A 13,302-nucleotide genomic window follows, 5' to 3' on the forward strand; every position below is an offset into this window, starting at 1 on the left:
CATTGAATTCATTGAATCGAATTATGATCTATCACTATTAAAACGATAATTTAGTTTTATAACAAAATAGTTATTTTGCAGAAAAGAGGGATGAAGAATGATCGGTGGATTTAATCCTCTTCATGAATGGTGGAAGATGAAAAGTTATACAAAGTGGTATCACTACTTTTGGGCGATGCCACTTATCGCCATAGGACTTGCAGTAGCATGGGTAGTTTTAACAATATTTGATACGGTGTACGGATTTATAGACTCATTTAAAAAATAGAAAGGAAGAATGAATATGGCATCCGGTTGCATTTTAGGTGAATGTCCGATATGCGAAGAATTAATTTTTGAAGATGAGATTGATTTTGACCAGTACAACAACATGGTTCATAGAAGGTGCCTTAATTTACGAAATAACAATAGCAAGACGATCCATCTCTTACACCAAGAAATACAAAGGCTTGAGAAAAGAATAAAAGAATTGGAAGAGCAAAATAAGAGCGGGCAGATGACGCTATTTTAATAAAATTCTTATTTGAATAGAAAGGAAGATGGGGAGAATGAGATTCGCAGGAATGGTAGCAAATATGTTTAATGAGGAAGATCGCTACTTTAATGTAGTCAATGGTCCATTAATTGTTGGAGAGAAATATGACTTGGGAATATTTTTGAAATACTCTGTGTTCGGAATATTGGATGGGGTATTTGTAACGGAACATGAGTATTGCGGTGAGATTGAAGGACTCCATATTTTTTCTAGGTATTGTGATAAAAAAAGAATGTTTATAGTAAGTGAAATGACTACAGGAGGAATTATCGCTCATTCTCCATTAAGTGCATATGGCGCACTACTTAAAGCGAAATACTTATTGAAGAAGAATAAAGAAAAAGCCTATAAGTTCTTGAAGAAACTTCAAGAACGATGCTATGTGAATATTTTAGTTGAAGACATTCCAGAACATTTAAGGGACAAGGTCATTGAAGTGCAGAGAAATTTAATAGCTAAAAGAAATCCAGTTAAAGGTTTTTTCGAGGATTATGACGGACAAACCATTTTGAGTGATGTTAGAAATTTTAAAAGCAAAAAAGAATTTGTTGAACAGGCTGAAAAGTATCTCTTGGAAAATCAATGGGGCGAAAAAATTGTTGTTAAAGCGCATGTAACAGAAATACTTGTTGGAGAAGAAGAATGGAAACCTGCTGATGATCCTGATTTCGAAGGGGAAGAGATTACAGTATATTGTGCAGAAGTATATTCTGTAAATTAAACAAAATCGTTATTTAAATAAAAGAAACCCCGTTTGTCTGCGGAGTTCCTAAGGGTAATTGTCAAGTAATGACGTACTCGACTAAATAACCATATCATGAATTTTTTGGTAAAGATACTGGTAAATGTGTCCAAATGGATAGGAGTATTATTTTGAACAAAAACGCTATTATATTAGAAAAGGATGAGCGGATTGAAATCTGAAGAAGTTAAACAGCTTATCACTGATTTAGAAAGAAGAGCATCCAATTTAAAACGGGTCCGAAATGGATTTTCAAAAATTCATAGTGAAGAATATCGCGATGGCGTTAATAAACAATTAGGAATTTTGGATCAGGTATTAATGAGATTGAATTGGATCATGAGGGAAGAAAGTAATTAGTATAAAAATTTCATTTTGTAGAGAAATGAGGTGCTAGGATGAAAGGCTCTACAAAGTATCAATTATTAAAAGCTGATTTCGATCATGCTGTAAAGCAGCTTAAACAGAGGAATAAAGAAATTGAGCTTCTTAGAGCAAGTCGTGATTCATCTATACACGAATATCGCCAATTGTTTAACGAACGGATGAAACTTAAAGAGGAAATTGAGTTTTTAAAAGATGATGTTCAAATAAGGGATGAACATATTGAAAGACTCGAGAAGGAATTACAGGAATATAAAAGAGCAGCTAGCAAAAGCTAACTGCTCAGGTAATGGAGAAAGATTACCATGTCATCTATAGTATTGACGGAATATCGAGTTTTATTCAGGGGAGGAAAAGTAAATGAGAGAAATTAAGTTTAGGCTATATCAAAAGAAAGCCAAGAAAATGATGACTTGGGAACAAGCGAAGAGATTATACAAATTAGATGTGTTAGATGATAACAAAGAAGATGCAATTTTTAGTAGCTGGATGCAATACACAGGTTTTAAAGATAAAAACGGTAAAGAAATTTATGAAGGCGATATCGTAGAGTATGACGGTTGGTTCTACATCATTAAATGGGACAAGGAAGAAACGGGATTTTATATGCATGATAAAAACAACCATGAAGATGATCATTTAAGAATGATTGATATAAGTGTTGGTGAAGTAATGGGTAATATCTACGAAAATCAAAACTTAATAAAATAATCCTTTGGCGATGAAATGATAGCTTTTCGCCACAAGTGGAGAAAAAGAAGATTTAGAAATTATTAAATAAAATCCTTTAAAAAGTTAAAAAAATGCAAGAAAATGATATAATAATAGCAATTAAACATTTTGTCCTACTGGAAGAACCAGCGGACACTGAACTACAAAGAGCATAAGCGAGATTGCTCTGTAGTTTGGTGTCCGCTTTTTTATTTTGCTTTGAGGTGATGGGAATGAAAAAGATTCGTAATCAGCAGCAAAAGAAACAGAATAGGCACCAGAAGAAAGAAAAGTTAAGTATTCGAGATATAGAGGAATTAATGGGTGTCCGTAGAACGCGATATGAGCGTGGCCATGGTGGTGCCCTCAGACAAAAATAAAAAACTTGGAGGAATTAATATGAAGAAACAATTATCATTCAAAATGCCAGTTGTAGATGGAAAGAGAACAAAGCAAGCGGTTGAACAAGTATTTGAAGTGTATCGCCAGTATTTAGCAACAATGCCAAGTGATATCTTACCTAAAGTTACACCCGCATATTCTATTATTCCTCCATCATTTACAAATGCATTTCACAGTTCTACGGAAGAGATTGCTATTGAAAGAATAGAATACGAGCAGGAACGAAATGAATTCATGAGTTGGATCTATGACGGTGTCAATCGTCTAAAGGATGATGAACGCCGAATAATATTAGAAAGATTTATGGGGGACTTACCAGGCTATGATCCAGACATTTGGCTAGATTTAGGGGTAGGGAAAACAAAGTATTATAAATTAAAAGGACAAGCTTTATTGCGATTGGCGTTCATTTTAAAAGTAGAGGTGTATAAAAATAATCATAGACAGGCAGAGGTGAAAAGTGTATGAACCTTGTTCAACCAATTCGTGATAAAGAAGCAATACAAGAAATTAAAGAATTCTTCAAGGAACAGAATGAACGTAATTATATTTTGTTCCTTCTTGGTATTAATACAGGTTTACGGATTTCTGATATATTACGGCTTCGAATTCGAGATGTAGAAGGATGGAGTATTTTTATTCGTGAAAAGAAGACAAAGAAAGTTAAAGAGGTGAAAATGCCATCTGAATTAAAGAAGGCAATAAGAGAATATGCAAAGGGGAGGCCAAAGAATGAATTCCTTATTAAGAGTAGAAACGGTAAGAACAAACCACTTACTAGATCAATGGCTTATGTAATATTGAATCAGGCAGCAAGGGAGTTTGGTTTGGAACGAATCGGTACTCACTCACTTAGAAAAACATACGGATATCATCATTATAAGCAATTTAAAGATGTAGTCGTTTTGCAGAGAATGTTAAATCATACGGACCAAAAAGAAACATTGAGATACATTGGAATAGAACAAGATACATTAAATGATTATCAAAAGAAATTCAGAATCTAAGGATTTTATTTTTTTATGCAATTTTTGAATTTGCTACAAAAGAAAAGTGTCGAATTGGTTTTGCTGATGTGCTGAAAAGCTTGATGTTTCTAAGCTGAATTGCGATGGGTTAATTCAACACAATATGACTTGTAGCGAATTCGTTTTTAAAGATAACAGTTAAAATTCAACCAAAAAAATGTATATAAAGCTTGAAAATGTATTCGTTATTAATCTGTTTTATATAGTATTTGAGATTATAAAGCATAGAAGTCCTCGTTTGACATAAAAGTTGTTTATACAGATAATTAAAGAGACTAATATTGGAAGGAGAAATATATATGAAAGAAGTAAAGAAAAATTTTAAGATTATTTTTTATTTTGATAACGAGAATACAAGAAGTTTAGTAGTTGAGGCTGCTAATCGTAATGAAGTAATTCAGGGTATTGAATCTAGTAAATGGTATGGGGATGAAGATGTAAGGGTTAACCTAGTAAATGTGACACACTATAAGGTTAGAGAACTAAGATAAATACTGTTTTAGAAAAGCTACTTGTATTAAAGAGTAGCTTTTTATTTGTAAAATGCGAACGATTCGTGAACGATTTACGAACTTTTCGCGGAGGATTTGCGAACGATTTGCGGACGAAATTAGTTTTTAGACGTGTTATATTTGTATTGTGAGAAATGGCGGAAAACATTTTATCACATTCCTTTATAATTCAAATGGATCGTTAGGACCATGGGTGATGGTTGAGGATTGAATGACACGTTGTTTCTTGAATTCAATTTCAAAATCAGAATCTGTTGTTTATACGAGGAAGGGCTTTTGCTCTTCTTTCAATCGCTGACTACAAGACACATTAGTAACTACGGGAGAGTGACGTACAGTCGGCGATTGAAAGAGGTGTAGAACCTCTTAACCAAATTGAAGTAAATATGTAGTACACAACATGACTTGTCTATTTAGTAAAAGAGCTATCTAATATGGTAGCTCTTTTTGTATTTGTTAGATGTAAAACTTCACGTACCGCATTTTAATTATAAGAAACTTTTTAGTATTGGAGGGTGAGAGATGAAACAAAGAACAATTGTTACATGTGATAAGTGTTCGGGTAGCTTTAGATTCAAACCTTTAAAAAGAAAGTTACCTAACGGGATTGAAATGCATTACATCAAGTGTAGGCATTGTAGTAAAGAAACAGTTTCTTATTACACCGATGAAAAGATTCGCCAGCAAATTCAAGATAATGAAGTGAAGCGTAAAGAATTAAGAGACCAAATGATGATTGCTGAGGATGAAGAAGAAATCAAAGGATATGTTGAACAGATCAATCAGCTTTCCAAAGATGTTGGGAAACAAATGGATATGTTGAAGGAACGCATGGAACATGGCGAGTAGAGCAAAGAAGTCTTGCGCATATCCAATGTGTATTAACTTAACTACAGAACAGTATTGTGAAAAGCATAAGCAAGAAGCAACAAAGTCATATGATAAGTATCAGCGAGATAATCAAACTACAGCGTTCTATAAAAGTGTTGGGTGGAAGATAACGAGAACGAAAGCTTTATCACGTGATTGTTATTTATGTCAACGATGTTTGAAAGATAAGAAGTTAACACCAGCTGATATGGTTCATCACATTGTTGAAGTGAAAGAGGATTGGTCAAAGCGTTTAGATATTAACAACCTTGAAAGCCTATGCAACAGTTGTCATAACAAAGTACATGGAAAGCGAGGATAAAACAAATGAAAGAGAATTATAAATCAGCAACTCATATTGGAGATATGGTAGTCGGTATTCAGATGGGAACGAAAGTGTTTCAAAAGAAGTTACGTGCTATCGGTAATCATGCGCATGAATTGGCTGATGAACTTCAAAGGATAGATAAGGAAGAGGAACGTGCGACACTAGCAAACTACTCAACAGATGAATTGATTGAAGAGATCAAGAGCCGTGCAATTAAAGTATCAGGGTCAAGTGCTAAAGCGGTAGCAATTGATGCATTGAAACTAGCGAATAATCTTGAAGTAACCATTACTAAAAAGATTTAATACAAAAAAATAAATATCCCCCCACCTTTTTATTTCTGAAGAGGTTCTTCTGGGGACCGGTGCCCCGTTTCGTGTTTCGCGCGGAAGGTCTCTTAAAGGGGGGAACCATCTGAAAATCGACCACTTTTTTAAAAAGGTGGTTATTTTTTATCCATAAAATGTAAGTGTGGTGAGAGCATGGATGAAGACTTAAGAATAAAGTACAAGCCACCGACACATCTCAAAAAGATTGGAAAAGATACTTGGTTTCGTATTTGGAGAATTTTAGAAGCTGAAGGTAAGGCTGATATTAACGATCCAATAGCAATAGAGATGATTGCTTATAGTTATCAAATGTATAAGGAGATGGCAGCACAAATAAAAAAAGATGGTCTAACTATGGACTATACTAATAAAGCAGGTGCTACCAATCGAACAAAGCATACCCTTATTCCGGAGCTTCCAAAATATATGCAACAAACACGACAGTATTTAGGTGAGCTTGGGCTAACTGGTGCAAGCCGTAAGAAACTTCAAGAAGAATTAGTTAAAGAAGTGGAAGATGGTTTCGATGACTACTAAACAAGTTGATACGCATGACTATGTAACTGAATATGCGAAAAAAGTTATCAGTGGGAAGATAGTTACTAGTAAAAAAGTACGTAAGGCTTGTCAGAGGCATATTCGAGATTTACAACGCCAAGATGATGAGACATTTCCATATGAGTATAGTGTAAAAGAGGCTAATAGGGCGATTATATTTATTGAGCGTTTTTGTAAACATAGTATCGGTAAGATGGCAGGAAAGCCGCTTTTACTTGAGTTATGGCAGAAGTTTAATGTCGGTAGTCTTTTTGGTTGGGTGGAAAAAGAAACGGGTTATAGACGGTTTTTAGAAGCTCTCATTATGATTGCTCGTAAAAATGGTAAAAGTACTCTAGCATCAGCAATAGCTTTATACTTATTTATGAAAGATAACGAGTATGGAGCACGTGTATATACGCTAGCAAATAAGCGCGATCAAGCTAAATTGGTATTTGAAGAAGCTAAGCGAATGGTTAAGCAATCACCAGCCTTACGGCGAAGGGTACGAATCATACGTGACAAATTGTATTACAATGCAATGAATTCAGAACTAGAGCCACTTGCTAGTGATTCTAAGAAACAAGATGGTTTAAATACACATGGAGCAATCTTTGATGAAATTCATGAGTATAAAGATCGTAAGTTAATAAATGTTATTCAATCATCTTATGATGCCCGTGCACAACCACTTATTTTGCATATTACGACAGCTGGTTTTGTTCTTGATGGTCCCTTGATGAAGTTTTATGAAGTTGCAGATAAAATGTTAAACGAAACGGTCGAACATGATCGTTTTTTTGCTTTTATTGCAGAGATTGACCCAGAAGATGATTGGAAAGATGAGGATTGCTGGGTTAAAGCGAATCCAAACTTAGATGTTACAATCACTCTCGAAAAATTAAGGGAAGCCTATAAAACATATGTTTTAAATAATGAAGTTAATGAGTTCAAGACGAAGCGTCTTAATTTATTTGTAAATGCAGCTGAGAAATGGCTTGAATGGGATGTAATTAAGAAAAATTATGAAAAAGAATATGATCTTGACGTTCTTGAAGGTTGTATGTGTATTGGTGGTGCGGATTTATCTGAAACGACAGATTTAACAAGCTCCTTTTTAGAATTTCCACAAGAGGATGGTTCAGTGAAGTGTATTCATCATAGTTTTATCCCAGAGGCTAAATTGCTAAATAGTGAGGATAGAGCAAATTATGAAATTTGGGTCGAAAAAGGGTATCTAACAGTTATTCCAGGAGAAGTAATTGACTACGATTTCGTTACAAATTGGTTTGTTAGAATGTCTGAAAAGTACCATATTCAAGAAGTTTGCTATGATCCATTTAATGCAGCGCAGTGGTTTACCCAGATGCAAAATTTAGGGTTTGAGATGGTTAAGGTCCAACAAGGGTTTAAGTCAATGAACTTGTCGATGAAGGATTTTGAACGGTTATTATTGCAAGGGAAAGTTAACTTTAACGGTGATTTGATGTTTAGATGGTACATGAGTAACGTTAAAACACAAAAGGATAGTACTGGTAACATAAAGCCTGTAAAAGCAAATAAATATTCAAGGATTGATGGTGTTGCAGCGGCATTAACGGCACATTTTAGAGCCATGATTTATTTACAAAACATGCCTCAAGAATCGAACCTCGAATTATGGACTTTTGATGATTAGAGGAGGTGAGACAATGAATTTTTTGCAAGGATGAGAAGAAGGAAACAGCCGACGGAGGAACGAGCAAAAGAGCAATTTAGTAATTTTGTAAAGTGGTTTGAACCTTTTAATATTTTTCGGAAAAGAACAGATATTACTTTAGCAAATAATGAAACTATCTTTTCAGCTATTACGCGTCTTTCTAATTCTATAGCAAGTATGCCTTTAAAGCTCTATCATAACTATGTTCCTGTTGACAGCGAACTAGGAGACATGATTTCTAATACTCCCAATGGAAATTCTACAAGCTTAGATTTTATAAGAACAATGGAAGTTTTGCGGAACTCAACGGGAAATGCTTATGCATTAAAAAGATATAATTCTTTATACCAAGTAGAAGCTTTAGATATTTTAGATTCATCAAGGGTGGAACCCGTGATTGAGAAAGATACGATGGCTCTATATTATCGTATTGATACGGAGAATGGACAATATTACGTACATAATATGGACATTATTCATGTGAAGCATATTCATGGTTTTGGTTGGAAGGGCATTAGTCCAATTGATGTATTAAGGAATAGTATTGATTACGATGACAAAATAAAAGAATTTAGTTTGGAACAATTGGAGAATGGTGTAAAGGCTAATTTTATTTTAGAGGTTGCATCAATTTTAGATGAAAAGAAAAAAGAAGTTGCATTTAATTTGTTCCGTGATTTTTATAAAAAGAATACTGGTGTTTTAATAGAAGATCAAAGTATGAAGATAAGAGAAGTGAAAAACCGTGATTTTATTGATCCAAAAGTATTTGAAGTAGAAAAAATCACACGTAATCGTATTGCCGCTGTATTTAATATGCCACCACACATGGTTGGAGTATTAGAGAATGTAAATAATTCAAGTTCAGAACAAATGGCCCTAGAATTTATTATGCATACATTACTACCAATTGTAAGAATGTATGAGCAAGAGTTTGATAGGAAGTTATTAACCGCTGAACAACGAAGAAAAGGCTATAGTCATAAATTTAATATGAATGGTATTCTCCGCGCTGATATGAAAACACGCGGAGATTTTTATTTTAAAGGGGTTAGATCTGGTTATATGACTCCAAATGAAGCGAGGATGCACGAGGAAAAGGCACCGATGCCAGGTGGAGATAAATTGTTTGTTAGTCGCGACTTAGTTCCTATTGATAGTCCAGAACTTTTTAAAGGAGGTGAATAAAGAATGAAGGGAAAGAAAAGAAGCCAATCAGTAGAACAAGACATTGTAGCAGATGATTATGAAAAACGGACATTCTCTCTTAAAGTAAAGAACGTACAAATACAGAAACGTGATAATCAAGGTCAGCAATCTGAAGTGTTAACCGGATATGCGGCGGTATTTGACCAATTTACAGAATTGACAGATTGGTGGGGAGATATTTTTTATGAAAAATTGACCAAGGATTCAATGAATAATACTTTGGCTGATGGACATAAGATCTTCGCTTTATTTAATCATACCTGGCGCGATTTATTAGGTTCAACTGGCGATAATTTGACTTTAGAGATTCGAGAGGACGGTTTATATTTTGAACTTGTACCTATGAATTTTGAATTTGATCGTAGAATTGTGGAAATGACAAGAAGCGGAACGATTGGTGGATGTTCAATCGGTTTTAGCATCCTTGATCAAGAATGGGAAGAACGAGACGGAGAATGGTTCCGAATTATTAAAGAGATTGTATTATACGAAATTACATTCACTCCAATTCCAGCTTATCCTCAAACTACAATTCAAGTAGATTTGCGCAAGGTAGAGAGTGGAGAATTTGAGGAACGAAGTGCAGCTAATCAAGTTCCAAAGCCAAAAACACCAACGCAAACTATTTCGGAGGAAGAAAGACAAGTGTTATTAAGCGATGTAAATACAACTTTAAAAGACTTTGAAAAATATAAGAAATAACAGGAGGAATAAGATATGAAAATTAAAAGTAAATTCCCATTCCGAGTTGGGTTACAATTTTTTGCAGCACGATCTAAAACAATGATGGATATGAAACGTGATTTACAGATGTTAGGTGAAGAAGTTGTAAACGCAAGTGAGGCATTAAGATCTAAATTGACTGATGCAACAATTACATCTGAAGAGTTAGCTGATTTAAAGAGAGCGAAGTCATTCGCACAGGAAAGATTTGATGCAGCAGAAGCTGAATATAAAGAAATGGAACAAGAACAGCGTTCTAGACTTCAAAGGCAAGAACCTATTTTAGCAGCTGAGAATAATGAAGAACGTATGATTGCAGCGAAAGCAGAATACTATCGTTCTATTTTAACAGGACAAGCTGTTAGTGAGGAAACAAGAAATCTATTAGGGACAAAGCAAACAACATCAACTGGTGGAGAAAAGTTCTTACCAACAACACTATCTAATCAAATTGTATCTGAACCAAAACAAAAGAATCCGCTTCGTCCGAAAATGACATTAACTAATATTAAGGGGCTAGAGCGTCCGAAAATTAGTTTTGAGCTTGATGATGATGATTTTGTTACTGATGAAGAGACGGCGAAAGAATTGGAAGTCACAGGGGATAAAGTTTCGTTTGGTCGTCATAAAGTGAAAGTTAAAGCGCGTATTTCTGATTCGGTTATTCATGGAAGTGATTTGGATTTGGTTACAGAAGTTGAATCAGCACTTCAAGCAGCACTTGCAGTGAAAGAAAAACGTTTAACATTTGCAGAATCTCCTAAAAAGGGCACTGAGCATATGTCATTATATGAACCAGGTAAAATTAAATCTGTTACTGGTGGAAATATGATTGAAGCAATTATTAATGCTTTAGGTGACCTAGGTGATGATTATCAAGAAAATGTAAGTGTAACAATGCGTCGTCAAGATTATTATGCTTCACTAAAAGAATTGGCAAATGGATCTACTGATTTATATAAATTACAACCAGAAGAAGTAATTGGAGCACCAGTTACATTCTGTGAACTTGCTAAGTCTCCTGTTATCGGTGATTTTACTTTCTTACATGGTAACTATGATGGTGGTGTGATTTATGATGCAGATAAAGATGTAGATAAAGGTGAATACATCTTTGTATTAACAGCTTGGTATGATCAGCATAAAGTCTTAAGTTCGGCATTCCGAATTGCAGAAGTAAAACCTACACCCTAAGGAGCCCCAAGAAATTGGGGAATCTAAAGAAAGTGGTGATGTAGCTAATGCAGAGCCAGCAAAATCAAGAGCTAGAGCAAGTAAAACTGTATCTAAGGATTGATGGAGATGAGGATGACATAAACCTCATCTCTTTTATTAATGCAGCACATCTATATTTGCGGAATGCAGGTGTTTCTTGTAAAAGTAATGATTTGTATGATCTTGCAGTGAAAATTTATGTTTCTTTACAATATGATGAGATGTCAAAGACACAAACTGAAAAGTTAGAAAGGTCATTAGAAAGTATTGTCGTTCAGTTAAAATATGAGGTGGATTTATGAGTGCGTTAAAGAAAAACAAACGTATTATTTTACAGAAAAAATCAACTGATTATGAAACAGACGAAGAAGGAAACCCACTTGAACCATGGCAAGATGTAGTGAAAGTTTGGGCAGCGGTTAATCCCCTAAGAGGACGCGAATTTTGGCAAGCGGCATCAGTTAATGCTGAAAATACCATTAGAGTAGAAATTCGATATCGAAAAGGGATAACGAGTGATATGCGAATTTTGTATGGCGAGCGTATCTTAGAAATTACTAATGTTATAGATGTTGAAGAAAAGCATAAGGAAATGCACTTAATGTGTAAAGAGGTGTTAGGAAATGGCTAACATGGAGTTACAGGGCATGACAGAGTTAATGCTTAAGGTTCAACAAATGGGGCGAAAAGGAGCATCAGCGCAAACTAAAGCTGTAAAAGCGGGTGGTAAAGTTTTTCAGGAAGGCTTCTCACGTGAAGCACCAAGGAGTCGTAGTCCACGTAAAGCAACGGTAAAACAGTCTTGGAGAACTGGTCAACATGGAGCAGATAATGCGAAAATCAGTGCTGTTAAAAGTAAAGAGGGCGTTAAATATGTTAATGTTGGCTGGTTAAAGGGAGATAATTCTCCCTTTTTCTATATGAAATTCCAAAACTGGGGAACTAGTAAAATGCCACATCCCCCGAAAAAGGGATTTGCTGAAAAAGTAGTTATGGCAGGTGAAAGAGATTCCCTACGAGCAATGAGGAATGTATTAAAGCAGGAGTTGATGCTATGAGGGATTTAATGAACGAAATTAAGCAAGGTCTTGAAAATAATAAAGAACTTGTTGATCTATTAGGCGGTAAGAGAATAGGACATCTCATATTTAATGGAGGTAAAAACAATCCTTATATTACATTTTCAGAAGTAAATAACCAAGATGGTGATTTTGCTGATGATAAGGCTTATAACAGTGATTTGTTATACCAAATTGATATTTGGTCAAAGAAGCCAATTACAAATAAATATAAAACAGAAGTCGATAGAGTAATGAAATCTATCGGCTTTTCTCGTTTTTCTACAGCAGATCTGTATGAGGAAGATACTAAAATTTATCACTACGGTATGAGGTACCGTACAAAGGTTAGTTTAATTGAGGAGGAATAATATATGAATGGACTTCCAGTAGGATTTCGTGATTTACATTGGGCAGAATTATTAAAGGATGATGAAACAGGTGTTGAATATGGTGAACCAATTCGTATTGCGGGTGCAATAGAGGGCAAAACCTCACCTAAATCCGAAACTGTTAAATTAGAGGCCGACGATGGTATTTATGCATCTTCTTCTAAATTTGGAGGTGCTGATGTAGAGTTTAACGTTGCCGATTTACCATTCACCGTATATGCAAAGTTATTAGGTAAAAAGGTAGTGAAAGGACAGGTCGTTGACCGAACAACGGATGTTGCGCCTTATGGTGCAATTATGTACCGTATCCCAAAAGATAATGGTAAGTGCCGCTATGGAGTATTATATAAATTGAAATTCGAGCAACCAGATGAGGAAAACAAAACTGGTGGAGAAAAAGTGGAGTATCAAACATCTAAAATTAAAGGCTCAGCCATGGAACGTAAATTTGATAGAGCATGGCGCAATCGTCTTGATGAAGATGAGCCGGGTTTTGATGAAGCAGCGGCTAAAAATTGGTTTAAAGAAGTCCCAGCACCACCTGATGAAACCGTTAAAGCACTTAATGCACTAGCTAAAAAGGACTAATAGATAACTTCTATCAGTCCTTTTTCTTATAAAAATACTA

At 34.9% G+C, this 13,302-nt stretch carries 23 protein-coding genes; all 23 read left to right on the forward strand.

What is annotated here, in order from left to right; all coding sequences use genetic code 11:
- Positions 1-97 precede the first annotated feature (97 nt).
- The 23 genes from PDQ33_RS04350 (at position 98) to PDQ33_RS04460 (ending at position 13,262) form a co-directional block, all read left to right on the forward strand.
- Positions 98-268, forward strand: a complete 171-nt coding sequence (locus PDQ33_RS04350; RefSeq protein ID WP_175574667.1) for a hypothetical protein — start codon at positions 98-100, stop codon at positions 266-268.
- Between the two features lie 15 nt (positions 269-283).
- The gene (locus PDQ33_RS04355; RefSeq protein ID WP_074585696.1) at positions 284-511 is read left to right on the forward strand and encodes a hypothetical protein; all 228 of its coding nucleotides are present in this window, start codon (positions 284-286) and stop codon (positions 509-511) included.
- A 52-nt stretch (positions 512-563) separates the two neighbouring features.
- The gene (locus PDQ33_RS04360) at positions 564-1,256 is read left to right on the forward strand and encodes a hypothetical protein (protein ID WP_270754962.1); all 693 of its coding nucleotides are present in this window, start codon (positions 564-566) and stop codon (positions 1,254-1,256) included.
- 183 nt (positions 1,257-1,439) lie between these two features.
- Positions 1,440-1,637, forward strand: coding sequence for a hypothetical protein (locus PDQ33_RS04365; protein WP_270754960.1), 198 nt, complete (start codon positions 1,440-1,442; stop codon positions 1,635-1,637).
- 38 nt (positions 1,638-1,675) lie between these two features.
- Entirely contained in the window at positions 1,676-1,939 is a 264-nt protein-coding gene (locus tag PDQ33_RS04370; RefSeq protein WP_270754958.1) for a hypothetical protein, read from the forward strand.
- 82 nt (positions 1,940-2,021) lie between these two features.
- On the forward strand, positions 2,022-2,372 hold the full coding sequence (locus PDQ33_RS04375; protein WP_270395430.1) for a YopX family protein: 351 nt from the start codon (positions 2,022-2,024) through the stop codon (positions 2,370-2,372).
- 233 nt (positions 2,373-2,605) lie between these two features.
- Positions 2,606-2,752, forward strand: a complete 147-nt coding sequence (locus PDQ33_RS04380) for a hypothetical protein (RefSeq protein ID WP_270754956.1) — start codon at positions 2,606-2,608, stop codon at positions 2,750-2,752.
- Positions 2,753-2,771: 19 nt separating this feature from the next.
- A complete protein-coding gene (locus PDQ33_RS04385) occupies positions 2,772-3,242 on the forward strand; it encodes an ArpU family phage packaging/lysis transcriptional regulator (RefSeq protein ID WP_270754954.1) in 471 nt (156 codons plus the stop codon).
- Complete coding sequence (locus PDQ33_RS04390; RefSeq protein WP_270754953.1) at positions 3,239-3,781, forward strand: tyrosine-type recombinase/integrase; 543 nt, start codon at positions 3,239-3,241, stop codon at positions 3,779-3,781. Before PDQ33_RS04385 ends, PDQ33_RS04390 begins: the two co-directional genes overlap by 4 nt.
- Positions 3,782-4,101: 320 nt before the next feature.
- The gene (locus PDQ33_RS04395; protein ID WP_270754951.1) at positions 4,102-4,293 is read left to right on the forward strand and encodes a hypothetical protein; all 192 of its coding nucleotides are present in this window, start codon (positions 4,102-4,104) and stop codon (positions 4,291-4,293) included.
- 543 nt (positions 4,294-4,836) lie between these two features.
- Positions 4,837-5,163: a transglycosylase gene (locus tag PDQ33_RS04400; RefSeq protein WP_270754950.1), complete on the forward strand. Its 327-nt coding sequence runs from the start codon at positions 4,837-4,839 to the stop codon at positions 5,161-5,163.
- Positions 5,153-5,506 carry an HNH endonuclease signature motif containing protein gene (locus PDQ33_RS04405; protein WP_270754948.1) on the forward strand — a complete coding sequence of 118 codons (354 nt, stop codon included), beginning with the start codon at positions 5,153-5,155 and terminating at the stop codon, positions 5,504-5,506. The genes PDQ33_RS04400 and PDQ33_RS04405 overlap by 11 nt, the downstream gene beginning before the upstream one ends.
- 5 nt (positions 5,507-5,511) lie before the next feature.
- The gene (locus PDQ33_RS04410; protein ID WP_270754945.1) at positions 5,512-5,817 is read left to right on the forward strand and encodes a hypothetical protein; all 306 of its coding nucleotides are present in this window, start codon (positions 5,512-5,514) and stop codon (positions 5,815-5,817) included.
- A 177-nt stretch (positions 5,818-5,994) separates the two neighbouring features.
- Entirely contained in the window at positions 5,995-6,378 is a 384-nt protein-coding gene (locus PDQ33_RS04415) for a phage terminase small subunit P27 family (protein WP_000343051.1), read from the forward strand.
- The gene (locus tag PDQ33_RS04420) at positions 6,368-8,056 is read left to right on the forward strand and encodes a terminase large subunit (RefSeq protein WP_270754943.1); all 1,689 of its coding nucleotides are present in this window, start codon (positions 6,368-6,370) and stop codon (positions 8,054-8,056) included. Before PDQ33_RS04415 ends, PDQ33_RS04420 begins: the two co-directional genes overlap by 11 nt.
- Positions 8,057-8,086: 30 nt before the next feature.
- A complete protein-coding gene (locus PDQ33_RS04425; RefSeq protein WP_270754941.1) occupies positions 8,087-9,265 on the forward strand; it encodes a phage portal protein in 1,179 nt (392 codons plus the stop codon).
- Between the two features lie 3 nt (positions 9,266-9,268).
- Complete coding sequence (locus PDQ33_RS04430) at positions 9,269-9,988, forward strand: HK97 family phage prohead protease (protein WP_270754940.1); 720 nt, start codon at positions 9,269-9,271, stop codon at positions 9,986-9,988.
- Between the two features lie 15 nt (positions 9,989-10,003).
- Positions 10,004-11,203: a phage major capsid protein gene (locus tag PDQ33_RS04435; protein WP_270754939.1), complete on the forward strand. Its 1,200-nt coding sequence runs from the start codon at positions 10,004-10,006 to the stop codon at positions 11,201-11,203.
- Between the two features lie 47 nt (positions 11,204-11,250).
- On the forward strand, positions 11,251-11,526 hold the full coding sequence (locus PDQ33_RS04440; RefSeq protein ID WP_001191798.1) for a head-tail connector protein: 276 nt from the start codon (positions 11,251-11,253) through the stop codon (positions 11,524-11,526).
- Positions 11,523-11,855: a phage head closure protein gene (locus PDQ33_RS04445; RefSeq protein ID WP_270754937.1), complete on the forward strand. Its 333-nt coding sequence runs from the start codon at positions 11,523-11,525 to the stop codon at positions 11,853-11,855. The genes PDQ33_RS04440 and PDQ33_RS04445 overlap by 4 nt, the downstream gene beginning before the upstream one ends.
- Positions 11,848-12,282 carry an HK97-gp10 family putative phage morphogenesis protein gene (locus PDQ33_RS04450; RefSeq protein WP_270754932.1) on the forward strand — a complete coding sequence of 145 codons (435 nt, stop codon included), beginning with the start codon at positions 11,848-11,850 and terminating at the stop codon, positions 12,280-12,282. Before PDQ33_RS04445 ends, PDQ33_RS04450 begins: the two co-directional genes overlap by 8 nt.
- Positions 12,279-12,653: a tail completion protein gp17 gene (gene gp17 / locus PDQ33_RS04455; RefSeq protein WP_270754930.1), complete on the forward strand. Its 375-nt coding sequence runs from the start codon at positions 12,279-12,281 to the stop codon at positions 12,651-12,653. Before PDQ33_RS04450 ends, gp17 begins: the two co-directional genes overlap by 4 nt.
- A gap of 3 nt (positions 12,654-12,656) precedes the next feature.
- Positions 12,657-13,262 (forward strand): major tail protein, encoded by a 606-nt coding sequence (locus PDQ33_RS04460; RefSeq protein ID WP_270754929.1) that lies wholly within the window; start codon positions 12,657-12,659, stop codon positions 13,260-13,262.
- Positions 13,263-13,302: the final 40 nt, after the last annotated feature.

Source organism: Bacillus cereus group sp. Bc031 (assembly GCF_027716265.1).
Lineage (GTDB): Bacteria > Bacillota > Bacilli > Bacillales > Bacillaceae_G > Bacillus_A > Bacillus_A paranthracis.